This window comes from Arthrobacter gyeryongensis, assembly GCF_039543785.1.
Classification (GTDB): Bacteria; Actinomycetota; Actinomycetes; order Actinomycetales; family Micrococcaceae; genus Arthrobacter; species Arthrobacter gyeryongensis.
The window spans coordinates 281,689-306,742 of the sequence record NZ_BAABKK010000010.1; the positions used below are offsets into that span (position 1 = coordinate 281,689).

Sequence of the window (25,054 nt, forward strand, 5' to 3'; positions counted from 1 at the left end):
CCGCTCACCTATGACCGGTTTCCCCCCGACGCCCGCTCACCTATGCGGGAGCGGCGCCCGTCAGCTCGACGCCGGCATCCGCCGCCTCGCGGAAGAGCGCGTCGATGAGCACCACGTCACGGCCGGCACGATGCAGCAGGCTTGCGGCGACGCTGGCCCGGTAGCCGGAGGTGCAATGCACCCAGATCCTGGAGTCCGGCAGTTCGTCCAGTCGGAGCAAAAGCTCATGCAACGGAACATTCACTGCCTTGGACACATGGGAGGCGGTAAATTCCTCGGTACGGCGCACGTCCAGCACTGTTTCGCCCGGTGCCCGGTCCCGCACCAGCCCCAACCAGTCCGTGACCGGGTACTGCGCCAAAGAAGCGCCTGGCGCCAGAGCCCCAATATCCTCGCCGACGGCGGCATCCGGGGAGTCGAATCCGATCCTTGCGAGATCGCGGATGGCCTTTTCGACGTCGTCACGGTCGCCCAGCAGGGTCAGCGGCTGATTCCATGGCAGGACCCAACCGAGGTAGCTTGTGAAGCTCGATCCTGTCCCATATTCAAAGGCCACGCTGCCGCGCAGGTGGCTCGCCGCGAACGCGACCCGGTTGCGCAGGTCCACCACCCACTCCCCTGCCTCGAGCCTGCGCTCCAGTTCCGCGGATTCCAGAGATTCCGGCACGTCGAGCATCGCTGGGCCCGGGCCCAGGGCGTTGAGCGGGCTCATGTGCGCGTAGTAGCTCGGATAGGCCGTGATATTCGCCAGGAGGTGCCTGACAAAGTGGTCTTCGTCCGGGTCGGTGAGCGCATGATTGGTGGCGGCCTGCTCCCCGATCGTCGATGCGGGGATCCTGCTCGCGGGACCAATGGAGCAGAACGAACCAAAGCCATGGGTGGGGTACAGGATCGCGTCCGGGGCTGCCTCAGCCACGAGCCGCCGGACCGAGGCGTACTGGTCATGGGCCAGCCCGGCGGTGTCCTCCGCGGTAATCAAATCAGTCCGGCCCACAGAACCGTAAAGCAGGCTGCCACCAGAGAACACGGCTTGCCGGACGCCAGTGCCGGCGTCAGGGTCCGAAACGACATAGGCCAGGTGCGTGTGCGTGTGCCCGGGGGTCGCTATGGCTTTGACCGAAAGTCTGCCTACCTTGAAGGTCTCCCCCGGGACAACGGGCTCACGCTCAAACGCCACGTTGTCCGCCGCATTCACCAAGTAGCGGGCGTGATGGTCACGGGCAAGGATGCGGCCGCCCGTGAGGTAGTCGTTGTGGAGGTGGGTCTCAGCGACATGCGTGATCGCCACTCCCGCAGCACGCGCTGCCGTTTCGACGCGGTCGGTATCACGCTGGGGGTCGATCACGAGCGCCGACCTGCCGTCATGAACGAGGTAGCTGCGGTCCCCCAGCGGGGTCGTTTCGACGACGACGACGTCCATGCGGAGAGTCTAGCCCCGAAAACACGCAACGCGGGGTCACTTAGCGCCCATTCCGATGCTCCGGATGGGCGCTAAGTGACCCCGCGTTGGAGATTTAGACCTGTGCCGCCACGCCGTCGCGGGAAATGTCCACCATGTCCTCACGCGGTACAACCTTGATGCGTTCGCGCTTGACCTCAACGCCGTGCGAAGTGCCGGCCCCGGAAGCGGCGGCGCCAAGGGCAAGCTCGTGCGCGTCCAGTGCCAGCCAGCCTTCCCAGCTGGTGAACTTCACGCCGCGGGCGTCCAGGAGCTCGACGACGGCGTCCGCCTCGGGAACTGCGGCGACCGGCAGGTTTTCGCGGTCTTCGAGGAGGTAGGTGACCGTCTCCAGGGCGTCACCCTTGGTGTGGCCGATCAGGCCGACGGGGCCGCGTTTGATCCAACCCGTGGCGTACAAGCCAGGAACGTGCTCGCCGGAAGCGTCAAGCACGCGGCCGCCGTCGTTCGCGACGACCCCGCGCCGGTGGTCGAACTCGACGTCCGGCAGGGCGGAACCGAAGTAGCCGATCGCGCGGTATACGGCCTGGACCGGGTAGTCCACGATCTCGCCGGTACCGCGCGCGTTGCCGGTGCCGTCCAGCTCGGTGCGCTCGAACTTGATCGCGGCAACCTTGCCGGGGGTCTCTGCGGAATCCACAATCTCCAGCGGGCTGTGCAGGAAGTGCAAGTGCAGCCGGCGGGAGGCCTTGAGCTCGGAGAGGTCCTCGGGCTGCTCGGCGATCCAGTTGGTGAGGGTGCCCACCATGGTCTTGGTCTGGTTGTTCGTCTGGATCTGGCGGTCCGACTCTTCGTCGAACTCGAAGTCCTCGGCGTAGAGGATGATGTCCACGTCCTTGGAGTGGGACAGTTCGCGGAGCTCCAGCGGGGTGAACTTCACCTGGGCCGGACCGCGACGGCCGAAGACGTGCACGTCTGTGACCGGGGAAGCCTTGAGTCCGGCGTAGACGTTGTCCGGAATCTCCGTGACCAGCAGGTCGTCGGCGTGCTTGGAGAGGACCCGGGCAACGTCGAGTGCCACGTTGCCGTTGCCGAGCACGGCCACGGAGGTGGCGTCGAGCGGCCATTCGCGGGAAACGTCGGGGTGGCCGTCGTACCAGGAGACGAAGTCGGCGCCGCCGAAGGAGCCTTCCAGCTCGATGCCCGGGATGTTGAGGTCCGCGTCCTTGATGGCGCCGGTGGCGAAGATGACGGCGTCGTAGTGGGTGCGCAGGTCTTCGATGGAGATGTCCGTGCCGTAGTCGACGTTGCCGAAGAAGCGGATGTCGCCGCGGTCCAGGACCTTGTGCAGGGCGTTCACGATGCCCTTGATGCGGGGGTGGTCCGGGGCAACGCCGTAGCGGATCAGCCCGTAGGGGGCCGGGTAGCGGTCGAAGAGGTCGATGCTGACCATCAGCTCGCCGCTCTTGACAGCCTCGCTCTTGGTCAGGATGTCAGCTGCGTAGACGCCGGCCGGGCCGGAGCCGACGACGGCGACGCGCAGCGGACGTGCGGCGGTTCCTACGGTGGTGCTAGATGACACGGCTGTGTTCCTTTTCAGTGTGCTTCGGGGCTAAGGGGTAACGACGCGGGGCTTATTGGGGGTCAGGGTGCTGTAGTCAGCGGTCTTGAAATGTTCGGGGGCAAACGGGCTGACACGGACGACATCGCCGATCACAATCACTGCGGGATTTGCGACGCCGGTGGCCTCGGCTTGGTCTGCAATCGTTGCCAAAGTGCCGATCGTGACGCGCTGATCGGGCATGTAGCCGTTCTCTACGATACCTACTGGCGTGTCCAAGGGCATTCCGGATTCCGCGAGGGCGGCGGCGGATTCGCGGAGTTTGGCGACGCCCATGAGCAGGATCACGGTGTGGTCAGGCCGCGCCGGGACTTCGGACAGTTCCTCGTGGCCTGTCACCACGCTGAAGCCCTTCGCGAGTCCGCGGTGCGTCACGGGAATGCCTGCTGCCGCCGGTACGGAGATCGCCGACGTGACACCGGGAACCACTTCTACCTCGACGCCGTTCTGCCGGCAGAATTCGGCTTCCTCGCCTCCGCGGCCCAGGACGTAGGGGTCGCCGCCTTTGAGTCGGACCACGCGGTGGCCGGCCAGGGCTTCCTCCACCAGGATCCGGTTGATCTCCAGTTGCGGCACGGGGTGGCGGCCGGGAGTCTTCCCGACTTCGATCACGCGGACGTCCGGAGCGAGTTCCTGCAACAAGTCACGCGGCCCGAGGCGGTCCGCGACGACGACGTCGGCCTGGCCCAGCAGGCGACGGCCGCGAACGGTGATGAGGCCAGAGTCACCGGGCCCGCCACCCACGAGGGCGACGCTTCCGGTCGAGGCACGACGACGGCGGAGCGGCAGGTCTCCCGCCTCAAGCGCGGTGGCAACTGCGTCGCGCAACGCCATGGCACGGCGGGGGTCTCCCCCGGCGTTGATGGCGATTTTGACGTCGTCCACAACGGCGACGGCGGGGGTCCAGGCAGCCGAGGCTTCGTGGTCCGAGGCATTGACGCACCAGATGCGCTGCGCCTCGGCGTCGGCGGCTACCTGGGCGTCCACAGCGGCAACGCCGGTTGCCGTCTGGACGAACCACACGCCGTCGACGTCGGAGGAAAGGTAAGTGCGCGGCTCCCAGGTGAGCAGCCCGGAGGCGGCGACTTCGCGGAGCGCGTCAGAGGCAAGCGGCGCCACCACGGTCACCCGGGCGCCGGCGTCGAGCAGTCCCTTGGCGCGTCGAGCAGCCACGGGTCCGCCGCCCACCACCAGCACCGGGCGGCCAAGCAGCCGCAGGGCTGTGGGGTAGATGTCCTGTATTGCCATGAAAAAACTGTAGGGCCGGGCCGTAACATGCTTCAAAGGTCCGGAAACACCAGTTCACGCTAGGTAACCCTGCGTCACATTACGCCTAAGCGCTGGGCGCCTCCCAGCCGATCGCCGGAGCCACGTATTTGGCGATGTTGCGCAGCAGCTTGACGTTGTATTCCACCCCGAGTTGGTTGGGCACTGTGACGAGCACCGTGTCAGCAGCCTGTACCGCGGCATCCTGCGCGAGTTCCTCGGCCAAGGCATCGGGTGGGCCGACGTAGCTCTTGCCGAAGCGCGACAAGGCACCGTCGAGCATGCCCACTTGGTCCCGGTTCTCCACCTGCGCACGGAGCCCGAAATAGTGTTCGTCCTCGGCGTCAACCACGGGAATGATGCTGCGGCTGACTGAAACGCGCGGCTCAAAACCGTGTCCGGCTGCTGCCCAAGCCTCGCGGAACATGCTGATCTGTTCCGCCTGGAGCTGATCGAAGGGAACTCCCGTGTCCTCGGTGAGCAGCGTGGAGCTCATGAGGTTCATGCCTTGTTCCGCGGCCCAGACGGCGGTCTTGCGGGTGCCTGCGCCCCACCAGATGCGCCGTGGCAGCCCGGGCGACGTCGGCTGGATCGGCAGGAGGCCGCGGCCGCCGCCCATGAAGGAGGGATCGGCTTCGGCCACTCCATGGCCTGCGATGGCATGCCGGAATACGGCAGTGTGGCGTCGGGCCATCGCGGAGTCGTCCTCCCCCTCGGCAGGCGCGTAGCCGAAGTACCGGGCGCCGTGCAGGGCCGGCTCGGGCGAACCACGGCTGATGCCCAATTGGAGCCTGCCTTGGCTGATGAGGTCCGTGGCCGCGGCTTCTTCTGCCATGTACAGCGGGTTTTCGTAGCGCATGTCGATCACGCCCGTGCCCATCTCGATCCGGCTGGTCCGGGCCGCGATGGCCGCCAACAAAGGGAATGGCGAGGCCTGCTGGCGCGCAAAGTGGTGCACCCGGAAGAAGGCGCCGTTGATGCCGAGTTCCTCCGCCGCAACCGCTAGGTCGATTCCTTGGAGCAAGGCGTCGCCGGCCGAAGGAGTGCGCGAGCCTTGGACTGGACCCCAATGGCCGAAGGAAAGAAAACCGATTCGTTTCATGCCCGCGTCAACCACGGGGCGGCCCGGGGAATTCCTTGGCGCGTGCTGCCCGCCAGTTAGCGCGTGCTCCCCGCCAGCAGGCCGCGGCGCAGGAGGAGGCGGCGCTCAATCGGGGCGAACACGACAAGCTCGATCAGGATGCCCACAAAGAGGATCGCCAGGATCGCGGACATGACCGTGGCCATGTCCGACAAGGTGCGGCCCTGGTCCAGGAGCGAACCGAGTCCGAAGCCGATGGTGCCGCCGACTGCGATGATTTCGGCGGCCATGAGCGAACGCCAGGAGAAGGCCCAGCCCTGCTTGAGGCCGCCCAGGTAGCCGGGAAGAGCCGCCGGCAGGACGATCTGCAAGGCCATCTGCAGTCGCGAGGCCCCAAGGACCTTGCCGACGCTCCGGTATTGCGGCGGAATCTGGTCGACGCCGGAAATCAGCCCGTTGATGATGGACGGGATGGCACCCATGAGGACGACGAAGTAAACAGTGCCGTCCGAGAGCCCGAACCAGATGATCGCCGCCGGAACCCAGGCCACCGACGGCAGCACCTGGAGCCCGGAGATGAGCGGGCCGAAGGCACGGCGCAGCGGCTGCACCTGTGCGAGGAGCAGGCCCACCGGAGTAGCGACGGCGACGCTGATGAGGAAGCCGATCACGCCGCGCTGAAGTGAGGTCCAGACGGCTTCCTGGGCCTTGCCCTCGGCCCAAAGGGCACCGAATTGGCCCAGGACGTCAAGCGGTCCGGGAACCTGGTCCCGACGCTTGAAACCGAGGGAGACGTAGAACTGCCACGCCAGGACGAGGACCAGGAGCGCCGCAATAGGGAGGATGACCCGGGTCCAGTCGATGCGCGCCTTGCGGTGGGCGTCGGACTGCAATTTGTCCAGGCCGGCCTCGAGGTCACGGAGTTCGTCCGGGTTTCCCTTCAGGGATGGCGAGGTGATGTGGCGGGACTGCGGAGCTTGCTCGGCAGTTTCCCCTTCGGTAAGCCGGGTCTCTTGTTCAATTGGCATGGCGGCGGATCTCCTCGCGCAGGCGGCGGGTTATGGTTCCGGTCAGCTCCCCGGCACGGCCGGCGTCGGTCCGGTGTTCCTCGGTGACGTTCCACTCGGCCACGACCCGTCCCGGACGGGAGGACAGCAGCAGGACCCGCTGGCCGAGCCTGACGGCTTCGCGCACGTTGTGCGTCACGAACACGATGGTGCGGCCCGTTTCCTTCCAGATCCGCTCGAGCTCGTCGTGCAGAAGGTCACGGGTGATGGCGTCGAGGGCAGCGAACGGTTCGTCCATGAGCAACAGCTGCCGGTCCTGGGCCAAAGCGCGGGCCAGGGCGACGCGTTGCCGCATGCCGCCGGAGAGCTCGTGCGGGCGCTTGTCCCCCGCGCCACCCAAATGGACGAGGTCCAACAGCTCGCCCGCACGCGCAGCACGCGACGCTTTGCTCTGGCTGCCGGACTTGTCGGCGAGTTTCAGCGCGAGTTCGATGTTGCCGCGGGCAGTTAGCCACGGGAACAGCGCTGAATCCTGGAACATGAAGGCTGCGCCGTCGCTGGGCACCTCCAGGGCGCCCGACGTCGGCTGGTCCAGCCCCGCGAGGATGTTCAGCAGGGTGGATTTGCCGCAGCCGGACGCACCGAGCAGGGCGACGAACTCGCCTTGCTGGATGGTGGCGTTGACGTCGTCCAGCACCGGGGCGCCGTCGCCGAAGCGTTTACCCAGGTGTTCCAGTACGACTGGCATGGTCCCGTCCTTCGTTTGTTGCTTCGTTGTTGAATTCCCAACTGACTCGCATTAGTTGTCGTTATGAGGCTTCAAAACGACAATTACTGCGAGTCAGTTGGGCCTTGGCGGTTCAGTCTTGGCCCAGTCCTGCGGCCGAGGTCTTCTGCCCGGTCACGCTATTGAGGGCGCGGAGGTCGAAGATGCCGTTGATGTCGGCCGGTTTGGTGATGCCGGCGTCGACGCCGTCCTGCAGCAGCTTCTTGTAGGTTCCCGCGAGCGGGTCCACGGTGAAGGTGATGTTCTTCAGGGAGCGGTCGATGACGTCGGCCGGGAGCGTGCTTCCCGCGGTCGCTTTCAGTGCGGCGTTGATGGCGGTGGCCTTGTCGGCGGCCGACGCCGTGTTGAGCCAGTTGACCGAGGCTTCGTGGCCCTGGAGCAGTGCCGTCACGGTCTGCGGGTGTTCGGCGGCGAACTTCTTGCTCACGATCAGGATCGTGGTGGGGAACGCACCCTTGTCCCACAGGTCCTTCTCATCCACGAGGACCTTGCCTCCGGCCTGGAGCACCAAACGCGAGGCCCAGGGCTCGGGCAGCCACGCGCCGTCGAGCTTTCCGTCCTGGAAGAGCTTGAGGGTCTGGGCGTTGTCGGTGGGGTTGATGGCGACGTCGCCTCCGCCGTTCGGGTTGGTCTTCAGGCCCTGCTTGCCCAGCCAGGCGCGCAGTGCCACGTCCTGGGTACCGCCGAGCTGCGGCGAGGCGAGGGTCTTGCCCTTGAGGTCCGCGGCGCTGTTGATGCCGGGCTTGACCACCAACTGGGCTCCACCGGAAGCCGCGCCGGCAATGATGCTGATCGAGGCGCCCTTGCTCTGGACGAAGGAGTTGATGGCCGGGTTGGGGCCAAGGTACGCGGCGTCGATCGCGCCGGCGTTCAGGGCCTCGACCGCGGCCGGTCCGGCGTTGAAGATCTGGGTGGTGAGCTTGGTGCTGCCCAGCTTGCTGGCGATGATGCCCTTGCTGACGCCTACCAGCGCGGGGGCGTGGGTGACGTTGCCGAAGTAGCCGAGCCGGAGTTCGGCGGCGGGCGTGGTTGCCGCCGAGGCTTGGGTTTCGTTGTTCTTCGCCACAACCGATGCGACGGCGGCGCCGGCGCCGATCAGCAGGACGAGTCCGACGGCGATGCCGATCTCGAGCGTGCGGCGGCGCTTGGGCTTGCTGGTTTCGCCGGCGACGATGCGCACGGTTCCCGGGTTCGAGGCGGGCGGCGTGGGTTCTGGGGTCTTTGACATGTTGATCCTTGGGGTGCGTGAAGGGGCAGGGCGTTTATCAGGCCCAGCGACATCGCCCCGGGAGGGCAGGCAAGGACCAATCCGATGAGGTCATGGATTCACCATAGGGACTGACATATTTGCCGTTCAATGACCCGGAAACCCGGGGTCACGCACGTTCATGCGGCGTCACAATTCGGCTAGCCCCAACGCAAAAAACCGCAGCTTGTTTCCCATCCCGGACCTTGAAGGCGGGGTTCGGGAAACAAGCTGCGGTTCCAGTCATCGAGAACGTCAGATGACGTAACGTTCGTCCTCGTGGTCGCCCGGGTGGTCCTTCACCAAGCCGGCGGCCAAGGTGTTGCCGTCCACGGGGTCGATCACCAGGAACGCGCCCGTGCGGCGGTGGTGCAGGTAGTTCTCCAACGGAAGCGGCGCGGCCAGTCGAAGCTGGGCGTTGCCGATGTCGTTCAGCTCAAGGCTGGAGGCGGCCTCGACGTTGAACGTGGCCAGGTCCAGCTTGCCCGTCACATTGCGGACCAGCGCCTGGACGGTACGGGTCCCGTGCTTCACGAGCACCTTGGCACCTTCGCGCAGCGGTTTCGGCGAAAGCCAGCACAGCGCCGCGTAAAGGTCAGCCGAGCTCTCGCGCACCGTCCCTGCCGCGGCAATGGTGTCACCGCGGGCGATGTCGATTTCATCGGCCAGGCGGATCGCCACGGATTGCGGAGCAGTAGCCTCGGCGAGCTCGCTGCCGGCGAAGTCGATCCCTGTCACGGTGGTGATCCGTGGCTCGTGGCCCGGGCTCAGGACGGTGACCTTGTCGCCGAGCTTCACGGTTCCTTCCGTGATCTGGCCGGCGTAGGCGCGGTAGTCGCGGTACGCTCCGACGTCGAGCCCTGCGGCGACGGCGTCGGGAGCAAGCGCGCCCTGCGGCCGGATGACCAGCTGGACCGGGAAGCGGAAGCTCTCCAGGTGGCTTTCGAGCTCGTCGGCGGCCGGAAGGGTTTCAAGGACCTCGAGAAGGGCCGGGCCGCTGTACCAGGGAGTGCGGTCCGAGCGGTCCACCACGTTGTCGCCGTCGAGCGCTGACACCGGGATAACCGCGACGTCGGCAATCCCATCGCTGCCCAAGCCAAGCTCGCGGGCAACCTTCTGAACGTCTGTCTCAATCTCGCGGAAGACGGACTCGCTGAAGTCCACGAGGTCGATCTTGTTCACGGCGACGATCACGTGCGCCACGCGGAGCAACTGCAGCACCGACAGGTGGCGGCGGGTCTGCTCCAGGACTCCCTTTCGGGCGTCAATGAGTACGACGACGGCATCCGCAGTGGACGCGCCCGTCACCGTGTTCTTGGTGTACTGCACGTGGCCGGGGCAGTCCGCAAGGATGAAGCTCCGGCGATCGGTGGCGAAGTAACGGTAGGCGACATCGATCGTGATGCCCTGTTCCCGCTCGGCACGAAGGCCGTCGGTCAGAAGGGCGAGGTCGATCGCCTGGCTGCCGGTGGCGCCGGCTCCGCCGAAGCCACGGTCCGCTGAGGTGCGGGCGACGGCGTCGAGCTGGTCCGCGAGGATCGCCTTGGAATCATGCAGCAGGCGGCCCACCAAGGTGGACTTGCCGTCGTCGACGGATCCAGCCGTGGCGAAGCGGAACAGCGTTGATTCGCGCAGGCCGGTCTCCAGGAGTGAAGTCTCAGTGCTCATTAGAAGTAGCCGTCCTTCTTGCGGTCTTCCATGGCTGCCTCGGAGATGCGGTCATCTGCACGGGTGGCGCCACGTTCGGTGAGTGTGGATGCGGCAACTTCGACGACGACGTCGGCAACCGTGCGGGCATCGGAAAGGACGGCCCCGGTGCAGGACATGTCGCCCACCGTGCGGTAGCGGACGAGCTTCGTAGTGACTTCCTCGTGGGGTTTCGGCATGGAAACCTCGCCGACCGCACGCCACATGCCATCGCGTTCGTAAACCTCGCGTTCGTGGGCGTAGTACAGGACTGGCAGCTCAATGCCTTCGCGTTCGATGTAACGCCAGACGTCCAGCTCGGTCCAGTTGCTGATGGGGAACGCGCGGACGTGCTGGCCCACGGTGTGGCGGCCGTTGTACAGGTTCCACAATTCGGGGCGCTGGTTGCGGGGATCCCACTGGCCGAATTCGTCGCGCAGGCTCAGGATGCGTTCCTTGGCACGGGCCTTGTCCTCGTCGCGGCGGCCGCCGCCGAAGACGGCGTCGAACTTGTTGCGCTGGATTGCATCGAGCAGCGGCACGGTCTGCAGCGGGTTGCGGGTACCGTCAGCACGCTCGGCAAGTTCGCCACGGTCGATGAACTCCTGGACGGAGCCAACCACGAGCTTGAGGCCCAGGCGTTCCACCGTGCGGTCACGGAAATCGATGACCTCGGGGAAGTTGTGGCCGGTGTCCACGTGCAGCACCGGGAACGGAACCTTGCCCGGCCAGAACGCCTTGGTGGCCAGGTGCAGCATCACCACGGAGTCCTTGCCACCGGAGAACAGCAGCGCAGGCTTCTCGAACTCGGCAACAACCTCACGGATGATATGGATGGCCTCGGATTCGAGGGTGTCGAGGCTGGACAGGCGTGCGCGGGGTTCGACGCCGACTGCCGCCCCCGCCCCTTCGCCGCGCGGCTGATCTTCGATCAGCCCAGCGCGCGGCTCCGACAGGCCCGATGCCACTCCCTGGGCGGCAGTCGGCGTCTCAGCAGCGTCGGTTTCCAGCACAGACAACTCCAGGTCCTCGTTGGTGATTTGGGTACTCATACGTGTAGTCCGCATTCTGTCTTGTCGGTTCCTGCCCAGCGGCCGGAGCGGGGGTCCGCTCCCGGGGCCACTTTGCGGGTGCAGGGCTGGCATCCGATGGACGGGTAGCCCTGGCTCAGGAGGGGGTTGACGGGAAGGATGTTGTCTTCGGAGTACTGGACCAGCTGGTCAAAGCTCCAGTCGGCCATCGGGTTGACCTTGACCAGGCCGTTGGTCTCGTCCCACGTGATCAGCGGGGTGTTGGTCCGGGTGGGGGCCTCGTCGCGGCGGACTCCGGTGAACCAGACTTCGTAGCCGGCGAGGGTCCGGCGCAGAGGCTGGACCTTGCGGAGCGCGCAGCACTGGGCAGCGTCGCGGGCAAACAGGTCCTTGCCGAGAAGCCGGTCCTGCTGCTCCACGGTATTTTCCGGGAGCACGTCCACGATATTCACCCGCAGGTTCGCGGCGACTTCGTCCCGCGTGGCGTGGGTTTCCGGGAAGTGGTAGCCGGTCTCCAGGAAGAGAACGTCGACGCCGGGGAACTGGTCCGCGACGAGCGCCGGGAGCACGGCGTCGGCCATGGAGCACGCCACTGCGACGGCGGGCAGGTCGAAGTTGCGGGCCACCCAGGCGATGACGTCGCGGGCGGGCGCGTTCCAGCCGAGCTCTGCGGCACCGGCTTCGGCGAGAGCCTTGAGTTCGTCGTGGGAACGGAGGGAGGTGCTGGTGGTCACTGGAGATCTCCTTCATCTGCGGAGTGTGCCCATTCGGCGAAGGTCTGGCCTTCGGCACGGTCGGCCACGAACTTCCGGACTACCCGCTCTACGTAATCGGGCAAGTCCTCGACGTAAACCTTGAGGCCGCGCACGGTGCGTCCGAGGCCTGCTTCTTCGCGGTTGGAGGAAGCCAGCCCGCCGCCCAGGTGAACCTGGAAACCCGGGGTGGGGTCGCCGTCGGGCGTTGGCAGCATCATGCCCTTGAGCCCGATGTCCGCGGTCTGGATACGGGCGCAGGAGTTGGGGCAGCCGTTGATGTGCAGGGACAGTGCCTGCGGCAATTGCCCGCTGTCCGCGAGGTCGGCCAGGCGGCGTTCCAGTTCAGCGACGGCGGTGGCTGCCGTGACCTTGGTTTCCACGATGGCGAGCTTGCAGAACTCGATGCCGGTGCAGGCGATGGTGCCGCGGCGGAAGACGGACGGGCGGGCGGAGAGGCCCAAGGTGTCCAGTTCGGCGACAAGCGGCTCCACCTGCTCCTTGGCGACGTCGAGCACAACGATCTTCTGGTGCGGCGTGGTTCGCAGGCGGAAGGAGCCGCGGGCCTCGAGGGTGTCCGCGAGCTTCACGAGCTGGCTGCCGGAGAGGCGTCCGGCCAGGGGTGTGGCGCCGATGAAGAACTTGCCGTCCTTCTGCTCGTGGATGCCCACGTGGTCGCCGGGTGTCGAGGGCTTGGGCGCTGCGGGGCCGTCGGCGAGCTTGAAGCCGAGGTATTCGTCTTCGAGGATCTGGCGGAACTTCTCGGGACCCCAGTCGGCCAGGAGGAACTTCAGGCGTGCCTTGGTGCGCATGCGGCGGTAGCCGTAGTCGCGGAAGATGCTGGTGACGCCGAGCCACACTTCGGCGGCTTCCTCGGGCTTTACGAACGCGCCGAGCCGCTTGGCGAGCATCGGGTTGGTGGAAAGCGCGCCGCCCACCCAGAGGTCATAGCCGACGCCGAGTTCGGGGTGGACCATGCCGACCAGGCCGAAGTCGTTGATCTCGTGGACAACGTCCTGCGAGGGGTGGCCCGTGATGGCGGTCTTGTATTTGCGCGGCAGGTTGGCGAGCTCGGGGTCGCCGATGAAGCGCTCCGCGAGTTCGTGGATCAGCGGCGTGGGGTCGATGATCTCGTCCTTGGCGATGCCGGCAACCGGGGAGCCCAGGATGACACGCGGGACGTCGCCGCAAGCCTCGGTGGTGGACAGGCCGACGGATTCGAGGCGGCGCCAGATTTCCGGCACGTCCTCCACACGGATCCAGTGCAGCTGGATGTTCTGGCGGTCGGTCAGGTCGGCGCTGCCGCGGGCGAAGTCCACGGAGATCTGGCCGATGACGCGCAACTGCTCGGTGGTGAGCGCACCGCCGTCGATCCTCACGCGGAGCATGAAGTACTTGTCCTCGAGCTCGTGCGGCTCAAGCGTGGCGGTCTTGCCGCCGTCGATCCCGGGCTTGCGCTGGGTGTAGAGCCCCCACCAGCGGAAACGGCCGTGCAGGTCCGTGCCGTCGATCGAGTCGAAGCCGTGCTTGGAGTAGACAGACTCGATACGCTCACGGACGTTCAGCCCGCTGTCTTCCTGCTTCCAGGTTTCATTGGCGTTGAGCGGCGCGGTGCCGTCAACCTTCCACTGGCCATGGGGTTTAGCGGCAGGACGGGCGGTGCGGGCCGGGCGCTTGGGGGCAGCCTCGTCCGCAAACGCTCCGGCTAGAGCTGTATCAGTCATGCATCGACTGTAGGGCTGGCCAGATTTCTCCAACAACGACGCAGAAACGAAGAGTCACCTAGGGAAACATTTCGTCACGAACCGCCGTCGGGCCTTGTTCACCTTGCCGCGCTGTGCATTCGAAAATCCCGCTCAGGAGCTAGCGGCAACCACCGCGTCGTAGCGTTCCAGGGCGATCTCCGCGAGCACCGGAGAGGGCAGCAGCGGTGCCGTCACGACGTCGGCCCCAGCCTTGGACAGCTGGTCGTGGAAGTAGCCTGTGGCCAGCAGATACGAGGACACAACGACCCGGCCGCCGTCTTCGGTGACTTCGGCGCGCAAGGCCGCGACGCCGTCGGGCACGTTGGGCTCGGCACTGGCGCCATAGGCGACGCGCACCTTGTTGGGCAGCAACTCGGCGAGCTGGCGCGCTTGCTCTTCCGAATCGACGGAACCGTCCGGCAGCGATGAGCCCGCGGCGGCCAGGAGGACGCCGTCGTCGTCGCCCAAGCCCGAATCGCGCAACCGCGCGGCGAGCAGCTCTGCGAGCCGCGGATCCGGCCCCAACGGCGGCGCCGCCGACACCTCCGGGCGGGACTTGATCGCCTTGGGGATGTCCACCTTGACGTGGTAGCCGGTACTGAGCAGCAGGGGAACGACGACGGCGTGCGTGCCTTCCGGGAGGCCGGCCACCACGCCGCTCAACTCGGGCTCCTGGACATCCACGTAGGCCTCGACAACGGTCAGGCCGGGCCGGAGCGCCTCGATTTCGGCCATGACCTGGCGGATCGCGGCCTGCCCTTCGACGTTCCGGGTTCCGTGGGCGCACGCGATCAAGACGGGGCTGTTCATGCGTGCAAGCGTAACGTTGGGCGAGCATGATCGCCCGTCTGTGAACGAAGAATGGAGCTGCATTTGTTCACTTTTGACCTTGCGCTGGTATGGCTGGATCTGGCCGGCGTCTTCTTTTTCGCCGTGTCCGGATCCTTGCTCGCGGCAAAGAAGCAGTTCGACATCATCGGCTCTCTTCTTTTGGCTTCGCTGGTTTCCCTGGGCGGCGGCGTCATCCGCGACATCGTCATCAACGCCGGCCCGCCCGCGGCCTTCACCAACCCGGTGTACCTGGTGCCGCCACTGTTGGCCGCGGTACTGGTGTACTTCCTGTTTTCGAGCATCCAGCGCTTCACGTCCCTCTTGACCCTGTTCGACGCCGGCGGGCTGGCTTTGTTCTGCATCACGGGGACGCTCAAGGCACTGGCCGCCGGGTTGAATCCGGTGGCTGCAATTTTGTTGGGCGTCACCACGGCCGTGGGCGGCGGTTTGCTCCGCGACATTACGGCCAACGAAATTCCCACCCTCTTCAATGCCCGGGACCTCTACGCCCTGCCGGCCTTCACGGGAGCCGCACTGACAGCCCTGCTCTGGAACATCGGAGTCTTCAACGGCGTGACGGCCGGGGTCATTGCCGCCTGGGTTTTCGCCTTCCGGGTGGTGGCTTGGCGTTGGGGTTGGCGGGTGCCTTTGGCGGTCCGGGGATGGCACCGCGCCGGGGTCTCCCCGGGCGCCGATTCACGTGGCCGCGATTAGCTAGGATGGGAGCATGACTGACATGTTCCTCGAGAAGTTCCGCGCGCTTGTACCGAAGTATCTCGAGGACGAATGGCAGGCAGAAGATGGGCTGTCCGCCGCAGAGCTGGACGAGGCCCTGTCCGCCCACACGTTCACCATTCCCATGGTGCTGCGCGAGTTCTACCTGGCTCTCGGTGGCTGCGAGGACCTCATGGAGGCCTACCACTACTTCTGGGACCCCGAAGAGCTCGAAGTGGACGACGAAGGCTTCCTCATGTTCCTCGAGGACGAAGAAGAGCAGTTCACCTGGGGCTTCCGGGTAGGCGACCTCGGTGTCCCGGATCCCATCGTGTGGCGCCGCAACAACGCCCGCGGCCAGTGGAAATCCGAAGAAGGCACGTTCTCCGAGTTCGTGTTCGACATGTTCGACTGGGCTTTCAGCGACGAAGAAGACTGAGTTGTTAGTGGAGGCCGCGCCTTCCTGACCCTGTTTGAATTTCGGACGGCCGCGACACGCCTTAAAAAGGGTGTGTTGCGGCTTTTTTCGTGCCAAAGAAGGTCAGGACGGCGCGCTGTTTGCTGGATTACGACGGCGGCACCCACCCGGGCGCGTATCTTGCGGGGGCGAAGTGGCCCACTTCCCGGTGCCGCAACACGGTCAAGACCTCGTTGACCATCTCTTCAGGACGGTAAACCACATCCTTGTAGAAGTAGTGCAACGACAAGAGCCCACCCTTCACACTGGCGTTGTCGCGGTACCGGTCCTTCTTGACCTGCCGCGGCTCCAGATGCGTATGGCCGTCGAGTTCCACTACAAGGCACTCGTTGATCAAGCAGTCCACCTCCCCCACCCCCGCCAGTTCCACATGCATCCGGACCCGGAGGCCCGCCCGGACAAAGTGCGTGTGTGCGAGCACCTCCAGCAAGGAATCAGCCCTGGGCAGCACAAGATCCAGCGCAGCCCTCGCTGCTCCGTTGCGGTTGCCTTGCAGTTTCGTCTTAAGGAAGTCTGTGGTGATCAACCCGCGGCTAACTGCGGACTGGACAATTACCAAGGATTCCAGTTCGGGTCGGCATCTCAGGGCGTGGATAAGGACATCAGCTAGGCCGGCCACAGGAAGGTACGGATGCCCCGGGTGGCTACATCGGGCATGGTCCACCACACCGTCCCGGACTAGGCCGCTACCGCAGCTGAGATGGATGGCCTCGGGTCTCCGGGAACTCCCCAGTCCTTGGAAGCCTCCTGGCTCCTGCAGCTGCCACAAATTGTAGAAACGAACAGCCGAAACGCAGGTCAAGACGCCATTCGCCGCTAACGCAGCAACGATGCCTGGATCGGCGCCCTCAATCGTGTAGATCCCGCGGCGCAACAGGTTGAGCGTTCCGTTGCGGAGCCCTTGGGCCAACGCCGACTTGGGAAAGCCCGCTCGAAGCAGTTGCGCAGTCCGGGCCGCACCGCCCCGCCTCTGGAGGAATTGCACTATATCCATGTGGCCACTCCAGCAGCATCGCTCAGGCGACAGTAGCTCCGGGTTCCCCTATGTGGACAACTTTGCTGGCCCTTCCTGACCTTCTTTGGGTCCATAAACTGCCGGACACACCCCTTCGCAGGCGCGTCGGGGCCATTCTGAATTTAAAGAAGGTCAGGAAGGAGCGCAGAATGGCCCCGAAACCACATAAAACCCTTTGACCGGGAAAGTTGCACCCGTGACAAAGTTGTCATATGCTGTAACCGGATTCACTAAATGCCTCCGGTGGGTCTGATGCGAACGGAGATTATGGTCCCGGTTCGTTGCAGCGCGTGACTCGTAGCGTTGCAAGGAACCGGGGCCATTGCATTTAAGCCCGACCCGCCCAACTAGTCCCCACCGCCACCCTCGCCTCGCGAGTCCCCGCCGGCTCCCAACCTTCGCAAGCTCAGGCCGGGACCCTCGCCGGCGGGGCCCCACGGCCAGGGAACCCTGGCGGCGTGGGCCCAGCAGTTGTTGTCGTTATGACGGGTCAAAACGACAACAACTGCGAGTCAGTTGGGTCTGCGGTGGGGACTAGCTGGCGCGCTCCACAACGGCGTGGGCGAAGTTCGTGAGCGACTCCTTGACCACGCCTTCGGGCAACGGCTTCAAGGCTTCAATGGCTTCAGCGGACCACTGGCGGGCAATCACCCAGGATTCGGCGGTGACGGGATGCTCGCGGAGCCCTGCGACGGCCAAGGCCAGCGCCTCATCGGAGGACAAATCGCCATCGACCAGCTTCAAGAGTTCGACGGCGGAGCGGTCACCATTGTTGGCAGCCTTGCGGAGCAGGAGGACGGGGAGCGTAGGAACGCCTTCGCGGAGGTCTGTCCCCGGGGACTTGCCGGACTTGACCTTGACGCCCGTGACGTCGATGACGTCGTCGGCCAGTTGGAAGGCCACGCCGACCTTCTCGCCGTACTCCACCAGCACGTCTTCGAAGGATTCGTCGGCACCGGCGAAGATGGCACCCAGCTGGCCCGAGGCCGCAACCAAGGAGCCGGTCTTGTCGGCGATGACGGAAAGGTAGTGCTCCACGGCGTCCTCGCCTTCACGCGGGCCCACGGTTTCGTGCAGCTGCCCGAGGCACAAACGTTCGAAGGTGCGGGCCTGGATTCCCAAGGCACGCGACCCGAGTTCGGACACCAGGATCGAGGCGCGGGCAAAGATCAGGTCGCCCGTGAGGATGGCCACCGAGTTGCCCCAGACTTCGTGGGCCGTGGGAGCGCCGCGGCGGTAGGGCGCCGAGTCCATCACGTCGTCGTGATAGAGGGTGGCCAAGTGGGTCAGTTCAACCACGACGGCGGCCTGGACCACTTCCGGACGGGACGCGTCGCCGAGGTGGGCGCACAGGAGGGTCAACAACGGGCGGATGCGCTTGCCGCCGGCTTCCACCAGGTGACGCGACGTTGCGTCAGCCAGGGGATCCGAGTTGGCAATTGCTTCGCGGAGCTTCTTTTCCACGCGGGCAAGGTTCGTAGTGATGGCAGGACCCAGCTCCACGTCCTTGGCGATAGCCGCAAAACCGGCAGGAAGCTGCAGGCCAGTGGCGATCGCGGTAGTGGTGGGAGCGGGTTCGACAGCGTCCGGCAAGCCGTGCCCGGCATGCGTCCAACTGTGTTCGGCAGAGTGAGTCACGGGTTAACCCTAACTTTTCGCGGAGGAAAGCGTTGATTCGGTGCCGACGCGGGTGGAAGCGGCGGTGGATGTGGTGTTGGACGTGGCCGGAACCAGCATCTCGAGGACGCGGATGGCGCGGTCCTCGAAACCCTTGGCAGACGGATCCGTGAGGTTGGCGAGCATCCGCACCACGAAGCGCATCAGCACCGGAATGGGCATGCCCGTCCGTAGCGCGAGTTTCATGACGGCCGGCTTGCCGATGAGGGCGGCAAAGACCCTGCCCAGGGTGAAGTGCGAACCCCACTGGTCCCGCACGTAGTCCGCGTACCGCGAAAGGTGCGCGTCGGCGGCTCTAGAAGCCCCCGTCCCGGATCCCCATCCGGCTGAACGCGAACGCGAGGACGCGTCGATGATGAACTCAGCCGCAAAGCGGGCGGACTCCATGGCGTAGGAAATGCCTTCGCCGTTGAACGGTGAAACCATGCCGCCGGCGTCGCCGAGGAGCATGAGTCCCGGCGAGTAGTGCGGGGTGCGGTTGAAGCCCATGGGCAGGGCGGCGCCGCGGATCTCCCCCACCTGGTTTTCGGGTGTGAAGCCCCACTCGGACGGCATGCCGGCGGTCCATTCGCGCAGGACCTGCTTGTAGTCGAGCTTGCCGAATTCCTTGGAGGAGTTCAGGATGCCGAGGCCAACGTTGGACGTGCCGTCCCCGACGCCGAAAACCCAACCGTAGCCGGGCAGCGGCTTGCCGGACTTGCCAAGAGAGCCGGCGCGGGTACCGCGCCGAGCTTGCGAGGCGTGGGAAGCCGGCGAATGGAGCTCCAGCCAGCCTTCCATCCAGTCGTCGTCGTGGCGCGGCGAGGTGAAGTAGGTGCGGACGGCGACGCCGAGCGGGCGGTCGTCGCGCTTGTGCATTCCGAGCGAAACGGCGGTGCGGGTGGAGTTGCCGTCTGCGGCGAGCACGACGTCGGCATGGAAGTCGCGCGTCTCGCCCGTCTTGCGTCCGGACTCGTCGAGTAGGGCGGCGCGGGCGCCGATCACGCGCCCTTCCGCGGACCGCAGGGCTTCGGTGACGCTGTGGCGTTCAAGGACGACGGCGCCTGCCGACTGGGCGTGCCGGGCCAGCTCCTCGTCGAATCCGAGGCGTGTGCGGATGAGTCCGTACGTGGGAAAATCGGCGACCTCGGGCCACGGCAATTCAATGGTGCGGCCTCCGGCGATGAGCCTGAGCCCCTTATTGCGGCGCCAACCCTCGTCCTCGGCATGCGGGAGGCTGAGCTTCTGGATTTCGCGGACCGCGCGGGGAGTGAGGCCGTCTCCGCAGACTTTTTCCCGCGGGAAGCTGGTCTTTTCCAGGACCGTCACGGAAATGCCCGCCTGGGCAAGGTAGTACGCGGCGGTGGACCCGGCTGGCCCTGCGCCGACTATCAGTACGTTCACAGCGTCCTTGTTAATAGGCCGGTTAGCGGGACTGATCGCCGGCTTGGCGGCGCGGCTTGATCTGGCGGCGCAGCTTGGCCGCGGGAACGCTTTCCCGGTGGTCGGCTCCGGGCTTCTGGGCGCGATGCACCGCGACGATGCCCCCGCTCAGGTTGCGGTAGTTGACGTCGGTCCAACCGGCTTCCTGCAGCCACGCGGCCAGGTGGTCCTGGTCCGGCCAGGCACGGATGGACTCGGCGAGGTACACGTAGGCGTCCGGGTTGGAGGAGACCTTGGTGGCGATGGCGGGCAGTGCACGCATGAGGTATTCGGTGTACATGGTCCGCCAGAGGGGGACCACGGGGGCCGAGAATTCGGCGATAACCAGGCGTCCGCCCGGCTTGGTGACGCGGAACATCTCCGCGAGGGCCTTGTGTGGTTCGTTGACGTTGCGCAGGCCGAAGGAAATGGTGCACGCGTCGAAGGAGTTGTCCGCGAAGGGCAGCTTGGTGGCGTCCCCGGCAACGAAGTTGATGTCCGGGCGGCGGCGTTTGCCGACCTTCAGCATCCCCAGGGAGAAGTCGCAGGCCACAACATCCACTCCGGCGTCGGCGTACGGTTCGCTGGACGTGCCGGTACCGGCAGCCAGATCCAGGACCTTTTGGCCCACCCGAACATCCATCGCGTCCACGACGACGCGGCGCCAACGCCGGGTCTGCCCCATGGACAGGACATCGTTGACGACGTCGTATTTGGGGGCGACATCGTCAAACATCGTCGCAACTTCGTCCGGACGCTTTTCCAAGGATGCTCGGTTCACCCTGCAATTGTCTCAGACAAATATGGGAAGAACTTTCGGGGCACTCCGGTCCCGGCCCGGTTCGCGCTCCGGGTTCCCGCTCCGGCCAGCACGGCTACCGTTGCCCGCGGGAGTAATGTTGTTCCATCATGACGAGTACGCTCCGCACCTTGACAGTCCCCCTCGATGTTGATTCATCCTCCGGGGGACTGCCGTCATTTCTGGTCCGGGACGACGTCCTGTGCTGGTCCCGCCGCGAGAACGGACTGGTGGGCTTTGGCGAACTCGCGCGCTTCACCGCTTCCGGGCCCGATCGCTTTCTCGAGGCCGACATCTGGTGGCGCCACCTCGTCATCGAGGCCGACGTCACGGATCCCCTTGAGCTCCCCGGCACCGGCCCTGTCGCCTTTGGCTCCTTTGCCTTCTCCAAGACGTCGGACTTTGAATCGCGCCTGATCCTTCCGGAAATCGTTGTCGGGATCCGGGATGGGCAGTCATGGCTCACCCAGTTGACGCTCGACGACGTCGTACTCACCGAGGCGGGGGCCCTCGCCGCCCTCGCAACCTGGCTGCGCGGCGAGTCAGAGGAACGCGAGTCAGCGGCCGGTGAGCTCGCGGCGGCGGGAGGCTCCGGCGTCGGGCACCCAACTAACTCGCAGTTGTTGTCGTTTAGAGGGCTCAAAACGACAACAAATGCGAGCCAGTTGGGTGACGGGAAGGTGACGCTGGAGAGCGGCTCGCTGAGCGAAACCGCCTGGAAGCAGGCCGTGGCCGACGGCGTCGCAGAAATCCGGACCGGAAAGCTGGAGAAGCTGGTCCTGGCGCGCGACGTCGTGGCCACACTGCCCGACGGCGTCAACGCCGCCAACGTCCTGCGGCAGCTGGCCAGCCGTTACCGCGAATGCTGGACATACGGCGTCGACGGCTTGGTGGGAGCGACGCCGGAAATGCTCATCCAGGTGGAGGGCCGCACGGCACAAGCGCGGGTCCTGGCCGGCACGCTGGACCGTCGCGACGCCGAGGGAATGGACGGCTCCCCCATGGAATACGCCGAACGCGTGCTGGCCGGTTCCGAAAAACAGAGGCACGAGCACGAGATCGCCATCCAATCGCTCACCACACAGCTCGCGCCATTTTCCGAGGCCATGAACGCCCATAGTGAACCGTTCATCCTGGAGCTGCCCAATGTGTGGCACCTGGCATCGGACGTGAAAGCCGAGCTCGCCGATATCGAGGGACATGTCCCTACGTGCCTGGCCCTGATCAACGCGCTCCACCCCACAGCCGCAGTGTGCGGCACACCTACCTTGATTGCCGGGGAACTGATCCGGAAGCTTGAGCACATGGATCGCGGGCCGTATGCCGGTCCGGTCGGGTGGCTCGACGCCGCGGGGAACGGCGAGTGGGGCATCGCACTGCGCGGCGCGATCATCGAAAGTCCCACCACCGTGCGCCTCTATGCGGGCTGCGGGATCGTTGAAGGCTCCGTTCCCGACGCCGAGCTGGCCGAGACCTGGGCCAAATTCCGGCCGATGCTCGAGTCGCTGGGAATTAGCAACTAAGCCCCCAAACCCAAAGATTCCGTTCGAAACCTACCCTCCCAACTGTCTGGGGTGCGAGACAATAGCCACGTTGGGGGGCTTGATTTTTTGCTTGGTAGGTTATCCAATAGTAAAACTTAGTTTTCTGTGACGCACATCTCATGTTCGGCGCTACACTATGAACCGATTAGTTTCGCATCCACTGCAACAAAAGGTAAGAAAATGCAGAAATTCCGTTCGCTTCCGGTCAGTTCGACGCTCAAGGCTGCAACCATCATCGCAATCGGCGCCCTGGCACTGACTGCCTGCACCAACGCCTCAGAGGCTGGCCCGTCGAGCGCCGCCTCGCCTTCCGGCAGTGCCAATGCAAGCTTTGACCCCAGCACCATCACCAAGGACGACACCTTGGCTGCACTGGTCCCCGCGGCCATCAAGTCCAAGGGCACGCTGACCGTCGGCTCGGACACGACCTACGCTCCTGCGGAATTCCTCGGAACCGACGGCCAGACTCCGGTCGGTTACGACGTCGACATCGCCAAGGCGATCGGTGCCACCCTCGGCCTGAAGGTCCAGGTGCAGACCGCCGAATTCACGGGCATCCTCCCCGCCCTCGGCCCCAAGTACGATCTGGGCATCTCGTCCTTCACGATCAACCCTGAGCGTCTCGGCGCCGTCAACATGGTCAGCTACTTCAACGCCGGCACCGCTTGGGCCGTGCAGAAGGGCAACCCGAAGAAGTTCTCCCTGGATGACGTCTGCGGCAAGTCCATCGGCGTACAGACCGGTACCGTTCAGGAAGACCCGGACCTCTCCGGCCGCAACAAGAAGTGCGCAGCTGACGGCAAGCAGCCGATCAACATCGTCACGCTCAAGAACCAGACCGACGTCACCACCCGGCTCGTCAACGGCAGCATCGACGCCATGGCAGCCGACTCCCCCATCATCGGCTACGCGCTGACGCAGACCAACGGACAGCTTGAGAAGCTCGGCGATGTGTACGACGCCGCTCCGCAGGGCATCGCCGTTGCCAAGTCGGACACCGCCCTCGCCGATGTCATCCAGAAGACGCTGACCAAGCTCATGTCTGACGGTTCGTACAAGAAGATCCTCACTGGTTGGGGCAACGCCGAAGGCGCCATCACCAAGTCCGAGGTCAACCCGGCGGTCAAGTCTTGAGTATTCCCGCCACCGATAACAAATCAGGTGCACAGATGGATCATCATCAACCAGGCCACGCCGCGCCCGTGCTGAACGATGCGGTGCCTGTCAGGCATCCTGGCCGTTGGATCAGCGCGATCATCATTGTTGGCCTACTGGCGCTGATGGTGCAGAGCGTGATCACGAATCATAACTTCCGTTGGGACGTTGTGGGCACCTACATCCTGGACGTGAAGGTCGTCCAGGGTGTCGGCTGGACGTTGCTCCTGACTGTAGCTTCGATGGCCATTGCGATTGTCTTGGCCATCCTGCTCGCCGTGATGCGCCAGTCCGACAACCCGGTTCTTCGTTACACCTCCTGGGTCTGGGTCTGGTTCTTCCGCGGCACCCCGGTCTACACCCAGTTGGTGTTCTGGGGCCTGATCGCTGTCCTCTACCCCAAAATCAGCGCAGGGGTGCCGTTCGGCCCCGAACTGTTCAGCGTGGACACGAGCACAGTCATTACGGCTCTTGTTGCAGCGATCCTGGGCCTAGGCCTCAACGAATCGGCCTACCTGGCCGAGATCTTCCGCGCCGGCCTGAAGTCAGTGGACAAGGGCCAGACCGAAGCCGCCGAAGCCCTAGGCATGGGCAAGGGCAAGATCATGTGGCGGATCATCCTGCCGCAGGCCATGCGCATCATCGTCCCGCCGACGGGCAATGAAACCATCGGCATGCTGAAGACCACCTCCCTGGTCCTGGCAGTCCCGTTCACCTTGGACTTGACGTTCGCGACCAACGCCCTGGCCAACCGGATCTACCTTCCGGTGCCGCTGTTGATCGTGGCAGCCATTTGGTACCTGGTCATCACCAGCCTTCTCATGGTCGGGCAGCACTACATCGAGGCCTACTACGGCAAGGGCGTGGACACCAACCTCGCGCCGGCGGTCATCAACCCCGCAGCTGCCAAGGCTGCCGCAGCCGTGGCACCTAGTGCCGAAGCAGAGCCGTCCTTGAAGATGGACTTCCCGGAGGATGAGGCAAAATGACGATCACCACCCAGAAACCGCTGGTGCGGATCGAAGGGCTCCACAAGTACTTCGGTCCCCACCACGTGCTCCGCGGCATCGACCTGACGGTCAACCAGGGCGAAGTGTCCGTTGTCATCGGCCCGTCCGGTTCGGGCAAGTCCACGATGCTCCGCTGCGTGAACCTGCTGGAAACCATCAGCGCCGGCCGTATCTCCGTGGGTGACCAGTTGATCGGCTACCGTGAAGTCAACGGTCGTCTCCATGACCTGAAGGTCAGGGAAATCGCCGCGCAACGCCGGGAAATCGGCATGGTCTTCCAGCGCTTCAACCTGTTCCCGCACAAGACTGCGTTGTACAACGTCATGGAAGCGCCCGTGCAGGTCAAGGGCAAATCCAAGGGCGATGCCAAGAAGGCAGCCCTCGAATTGTTGGACCGGGTGGGCCTGGCTGATCGAGCCAACCACTACCCGGCTCAGCTTTCCGGCGGCCAGCAGCAACGTGTCGCGATCGCCCGGGCACTGGCCATGGAACCGGAGCTGATGCTCTTCGACGAGCCGACGTCCGCCCTTGACCCTGAGCTCGTGGGCGATGTGCTCAACGTGATGAAGGACCTGGCCAAGTCCGGCATGACCATGATCGTGGTGACCCACGAGATCGGCTTTGCCCGCGAGGTCGGCGACCGCCTGACTTTCATGGACGGAGGTGTGGTGGTGGAATCCGGTGACCCCCGCGAAATCATCGCCAACCCCCAACACGCCCGCACCAAGGAATTCCTCAGCCGAGTGCTGTAGTTCCTGCTGCGACGCGCAAATGCCCTGATGCGGCTGGAAATCCAGCCTCGTCAGGGC

The 25,054-nt window shown here is 65.2% G+C and carries 22 protein-coding genes; 6 read left to right on the forward strand and 16 right to left on the reverse strand.

Annotated elements, in window-relative coordinates; genetic code table 11:
• Nucleotides 1–40 precede the first annotated feature (40 nt).
• The 12 genes from ABEA18_RS08060 to ABEA18_RS08115 all read right to left on the reverse strand — a co-directional run bounded on the left by ABEA18_RS08060 (nucleotide 41) and on the right by ABEA18_RS08115 (nucleotide 14,431).
• Nucleotides 41–1,420: an MBL fold metallo-hydrolase gene (locus tag ABEA18_RS08060; protein WP_345448722.1), complete on the reverse strand. Its 1,380-nt coding sequence runs from the start codon at nucleotides 1,418–1,420 to the stop codon at nucleotides 41–43.
• A 94-nt stretch (nucleotides 1,421–1,514) separates the two neighbouring features.
• The gene (locus tag ABEA18_RS08065) at nucleotides 1,515–2,981 is read right to left on the reverse strand and encodes an FAD-dependent oxidoreductase (RefSeq protein ID WP_345448723.1); all 1,467 of its coding nucleotides are present in this window, start codon (nucleotides 2,979–2,981) and stop codon (nucleotides 1,515–1,517) included.
• 30 nt (nucleotides 2,982–3,011) lie between these two features.
• Nucleotides 3,012–4,268, reverse strand: coding sequence for a uroporphyrinogen-III C-methyltransferase (gene cobA, locus ABEA18_RS08070; RefSeq protein WP_345448724.1), 1,257 nt, complete (start codon nucleotides 4,266–4,268; stop codon nucleotides 3,012–3,014).
• A gap of 85 nt (nucleotides 4,269–4,353) precedes the next feature.
• On the reverse strand, nucleotides 4,354–5,388 hold the full coding sequence (locus ABEA18_RS08075; RefSeq protein WP_345448725.1) for an LLM class flavin-dependent oxidoreductase: 1,035 nt from the start codon (nucleotides 5,386–5,388) through the stop codon (nucleotides 4,354–4,356).
• Between the two features lie 56 nt (nucleotides 5,389–5,444).
• On the reverse strand, nucleotides 5,445–6,395 hold the full coding sequence (locus tag ABEA18_RS08080; RefSeq protein WP_345448726.1) for an ABC transporter permease: 951 nt from the start codon (nucleotides 6,393–6,395) through the stop codon (nucleotides 5,445–5,447).
• Nucleotides 6,385–7,122: an ABC transporter ATP-binding protein gene (locus tag ABEA18_RS08085; RefSeq protein WP_307053605.1), complete on the reverse strand. Its 738-nt coding sequence runs from the start codon at nucleotides 7,120–7,122 to the stop codon at nucleotides 6,385–6,387. The genes ABEA18_RS08080 and ABEA18_RS08085 overlap by 11 nt, the downstream gene beginning before the upstream one ends.
• A gap of 112 nt (nucleotides 7,123–7,234) precedes the next feature.
• Complete coding sequence (locus ABEA18_RS08090; protein ID WP_345448727.1) at nucleotides 7,235–8,389, reverse strand: ABC transporter substrate-binding protein; 1,155 nt, start codon at nucleotides 8,387–8,389, stop codon at nucleotides 7,235–7,237.
• Nucleotides 8,390–8,662: 273 nt separating this feature from the next.
• Nucleotides 8,663–10,075 carry a sulfate adenylyltransferase subunit 1 gene (locus ABEA18_RS08095; RefSeq protein WP_345448728.1) on the reverse strand — a complete coding sequence of 471 codons (1,413 nt, stop codon included), beginning with the start codon at nucleotides 10,073–10,075 and terminating at the stop codon, nucleotides 8,663–8,665.
• Nucleotides 10,075–11,145 (reverse strand): sulfate adenylyltransferase subunit CysD, encoded by a 1,071-nt coding sequence (gene cysD, locus ABEA18_RS08100; RefSeq protein ID WP_345448729.1) that lies wholly within the window; start codon nucleotides 11,143–11,145, stop codon nucleotides 10,075–10,077. Before cysD ends, ABEA18_RS08095 begins: the two co-directional genes overlap by 1 nt.
• Complete coding sequence (locus ABEA18_RS08105) at nucleotides 11,142–11,858, reverse strand: phosphoadenylyl-sulfate reductase (protein WP_345448730.1); 717 nt, start codon at nucleotides 11,856–11,858, stop codon at nucleotides 11,142–11,144. Before ABEA18_RS08105 ends, cysD begins: the two co-directional genes overlap by 4 nt.
• Nucleotides 11,855–13,600 (reverse strand): nitrite/sulfite reductase, encoded by a 1,746-nt coding sequence (locus ABEA18_RS08110; protein WP_345448731.1) that lies wholly within the window; start codon nucleotides 13,598–13,600, stop codon nucleotides 11,855–11,857. Before ABEA18_RS08110 ends, ABEA18_RS08105 begins: the two co-directional genes overlap by 4 nt.
• Before the next feature lie 132 nt (nucleotides 13,601–13,732).
• Nucleotides 13,733–14,431, reverse strand: a complete 699-nt coding sequence (locus tag ABEA18_RS08115; protein ID WP_345448733.1) for a sirohydrochlorin chelatase — start codon at nucleotides 14,429–14,431, stop codon at nucleotides 13,733–13,735.
• Between the two features lie 63 nt (nucleotides 14,432–14,494).
• On the opposite strand from ABEA18_RS08115, the gene ABEA18_RS08120 reads away from it, so the two are divergent.
• Both ABEA18_RS08120 and ABEA18_RS08125 read left to right on the forward strand, forming a co-directional pair.
• On the forward strand, nucleotides 14,495–15,166 hold the full coding sequence (locus ABEA18_RS08120; RefSeq protein ID WP_345448734.1) for a trimeric intracellular cation channel family protein: 672 nt from the start codon (nucleotides 14,495–14,497) through the stop codon (nucleotides 15,164–15,166).
• A 13-nt stretch (nucleotides 15,167–15,179) separates the two neighbouring features.
• On the forward strand, nucleotides 15,180–15,605 hold the full coding sequence (locus tag ABEA18_RS08125) for a hypothetical protein (protein ID WP_345448735.1): 426 nt from the start codon (nucleotides 15,180–15,182) through the stop codon (nucleotides 15,603–15,605).
• A gap of 127 nt (nucleotides 15,606–15,732) precedes the next feature.
• On the opposite strand, the gene ABEA18_RS08130 is transcribed toward ABEA18_RS08125, so the two are convergent.
• From ABEA18_RS08130 to ABEA18_RS08145, 4 genes are all read right to left on the reverse strand, one after another.
• Nucleotides 15,733–16,638 (reverse strand): hypothetical protein, encoded by a 906-nt coding sequence (locus ABEA18_RS08130; RefSeq protein ID WP_345448736.1) that lies wholly within the window; start codon nucleotides 16,636–16,638, stop codon nucleotides 15,733–15,735.
• A 555-nt stretch (nucleotides 16,639–17,193) separates the two neighbouring features.
• Entirely contained in the window at nucleotides 17,194–18,297 is a 1,104-nt protein-coding gene (locus tag ABEA18_RS08135; RefSeq protein ID WP_345448737.1) for a polyprenyl synthetase family protein, read from the reverse strand.
• 9 nt (nucleotides 18,298–18,306) lie between these two features.
• On the reverse strand, nucleotides 18,307–19,719 hold the full coding sequence (locus ABEA18_RS08140; RefSeq protein WP_345448738.1) for a geranylgeranyl reductase family protein: 1,413 nt from the start codon (nucleotides 19,717–19,719) through the stop codon (nucleotides 18,307–18,309).
• A gap of 22 nt (nucleotides 19,720–19,741) precedes the next feature.
• On the reverse strand, nucleotides 19,742–20,518 hold the full coding sequence (locus ABEA18_RS08145) for a demethylmenaquinone methyltransferase (protein ID WP_345448739.1): 777 nt from the start codon (nucleotides 20,516–20,518) through the stop codon (nucleotides 19,742–19,744).
• Nucleotides 20,519–20,646: 128 nt separating this feature from the next.
• Between ABEA18_RS08145 and ABEA18_RS08150 the strand changes: the two genes are divergently transcribed.
• The 4 genes from ABEA18_RS08150 (at nucleotide 20,647) to ABEA18_RS08165 (ending at nucleotide 24,997) form a co-directional block, all read left to right on the forward strand.
• Nucleotides 20,647–22,059, forward strand: a complete 1,413-nt coding sequence (locus ABEA18_RS08150; RefSeq protein ID WP_345448740.1) for an isochorismate synthase — start codon at nucleotides 20,647–20,649, stop codon at nucleotides 22,057–22,059.
• Between the two features lie 201 nt (nucleotides 22,060–22,260).
• On the forward strand, nucleotides 22,261–23,214 hold the full coding sequence (locus ABEA18_RS08155) for an ABC transporter substrate-binding protein (protein WP_059387235.1): 954 nt from the start codon (nucleotides 22,261–22,263) through the stop codon (nucleotides 23,212–23,214).
• 35 nt (nucleotides 23,215–23,249) lie between these two features.
• Nucleotides 23,250–24,224, forward strand: coding sequence for an amino acid ABC transporter permease (locus ABEA18_RS08160; RefSeq protein ID WP_345448741.1), 975 nt, complete (start codon nucleotides 23,250–23,252; stop codon nucleotides 24,222–24,224).
• Nucleotides 24,221–24,997: an amino acid ABC transporter ATP-binding protein gene (locus tag ABEA18_RS08165; RefSeq protein WP_345448742.1), complete on the forward strand. Its 777-nt coding sequence runs from the start codon at nucleotides 24,221–24,223 to the stop codon at nucleotides 24,995–24,997. Before ABEA18_RS08160 ends, ABEA18_RS08165 begins: the two co-directional genes overlap by 4 nt.
• Nucleotides 24,998–25,054 lie beyond the last annotated feature (57 nt).

Bases quoted from the DNA above. Each gene is read 5' to 3' on its own strand.
- ABEA18_RS08110 (WP_345448731.1), bottom strand. From the start codon at position 13,600: ATGACTGATACAGCTCTAGCCGGAGCGTTTGCGGACGAGGCTGCCCCC.
- ABEA18_RS08075 (WP_345448725.1), bottom strand. From the start codon at position 5,388: ATGAAACGAATCGGTTTTCTTTCCTTCGGCCATTGGGGTCCAGTCCAA.
- cysD (WP_345448729.1), bottom strand. From the start codon at position 11,145: ATGAGTACCCAAATCACCAACGAGGACCTGGAGTTGTCTGTGCTGGAA.
- ABEA18_RS08060 (WP_345448722.1), bottom strand. From the start codon at position 1,420: ATGGACGTCGTCGTCGTCGAAACGACCCCGCTGGGGGACCGCAGCTAC.
- ABEA18_RS08080 (WP_345448726.1), bottom strand. From the start codon at position 6,395: ATGCCAATTGAACAAGAGACCCGGCTTACCGAAGGGGAAACTGCCGAG.
- cobA (WP_345448724.1), bottom strand. From the start codon at position 4,268: ATGGCAATACAGGACATCTACCCCACAGCCCTGCGGCTGCTTGGCCGC.
- ABEA18_RS08155 (WP_059387235.1), top strand. From the start codon at position 22,261: ATGCAGAAATTCCGTTCGCTTCCGGTCAGTTCGACGCTCAAGGCTGCA.
- ABEA18_RS08150 (WP_345448740.1), top strand. From the start codon at position 20,647: ATGACGAGTACGCTCCGCACCTTGACAGTCCCCCTCGATGTTGATTCA.
- ABEA18_RS08085 (WP_307053605.1), bottom strand. From the start codon at position 7,122: ATGCCAGTCGTACTGGAACACCTGGGTAAACGCTTCGGCGACGGCGCC.
- ABEA18_RS08130 (WP_345448736.1), bottom strand. From the start codon at position 16,638: ATGGATATAGTGCAATTCCTCCAGAGGCGGGGCGGTGCGGCCCGGACT.
- ABEA18_RS08115 (WP_345448733.1), bottom strand. From the start codon at position 14,431: ATGAACAGCCCCGTCTTGATCGCGTGCGCCCACGGAACCCGGAACGTC.
- ABEA18_RS08160 (WP_345448741.1), top strand. From the start codon at position 23,250: ATGGATCATCATCAACCAGGCCACGCCGCGCCCGTGCTGAACGATGCG.
- ABEA18_RS08125 (WP_345448735.1), top strand. From the start codon at position 15,180: ATGACTGACATGTTCCTCGAGAAGTTCCGCGCGCTTGTACCGAAGTAT.
- ABEA18_RS08165 (WP_345448742.1), top strand. From the start codon at position 24,221: ATGACGATCACCACCCAGAAACCGCTGGTGCGGATCGAAGGGCTCCAC.
- ABEA18_RS08090 (WP_345448727.1), bottom strand. From the start codon at position 8,389: ATGTCAAAGACCCCAGAACCCACGCCGCCCGCCTCGAACCCGGGAACC.
- ABEA18_RS08095 (WP_345448728.1), bottom strand. From the start codon at position 10,075: ATGAGCACTGAGACTTCACTCCTGGAGACCGGCCTGCGCGAATCAACG.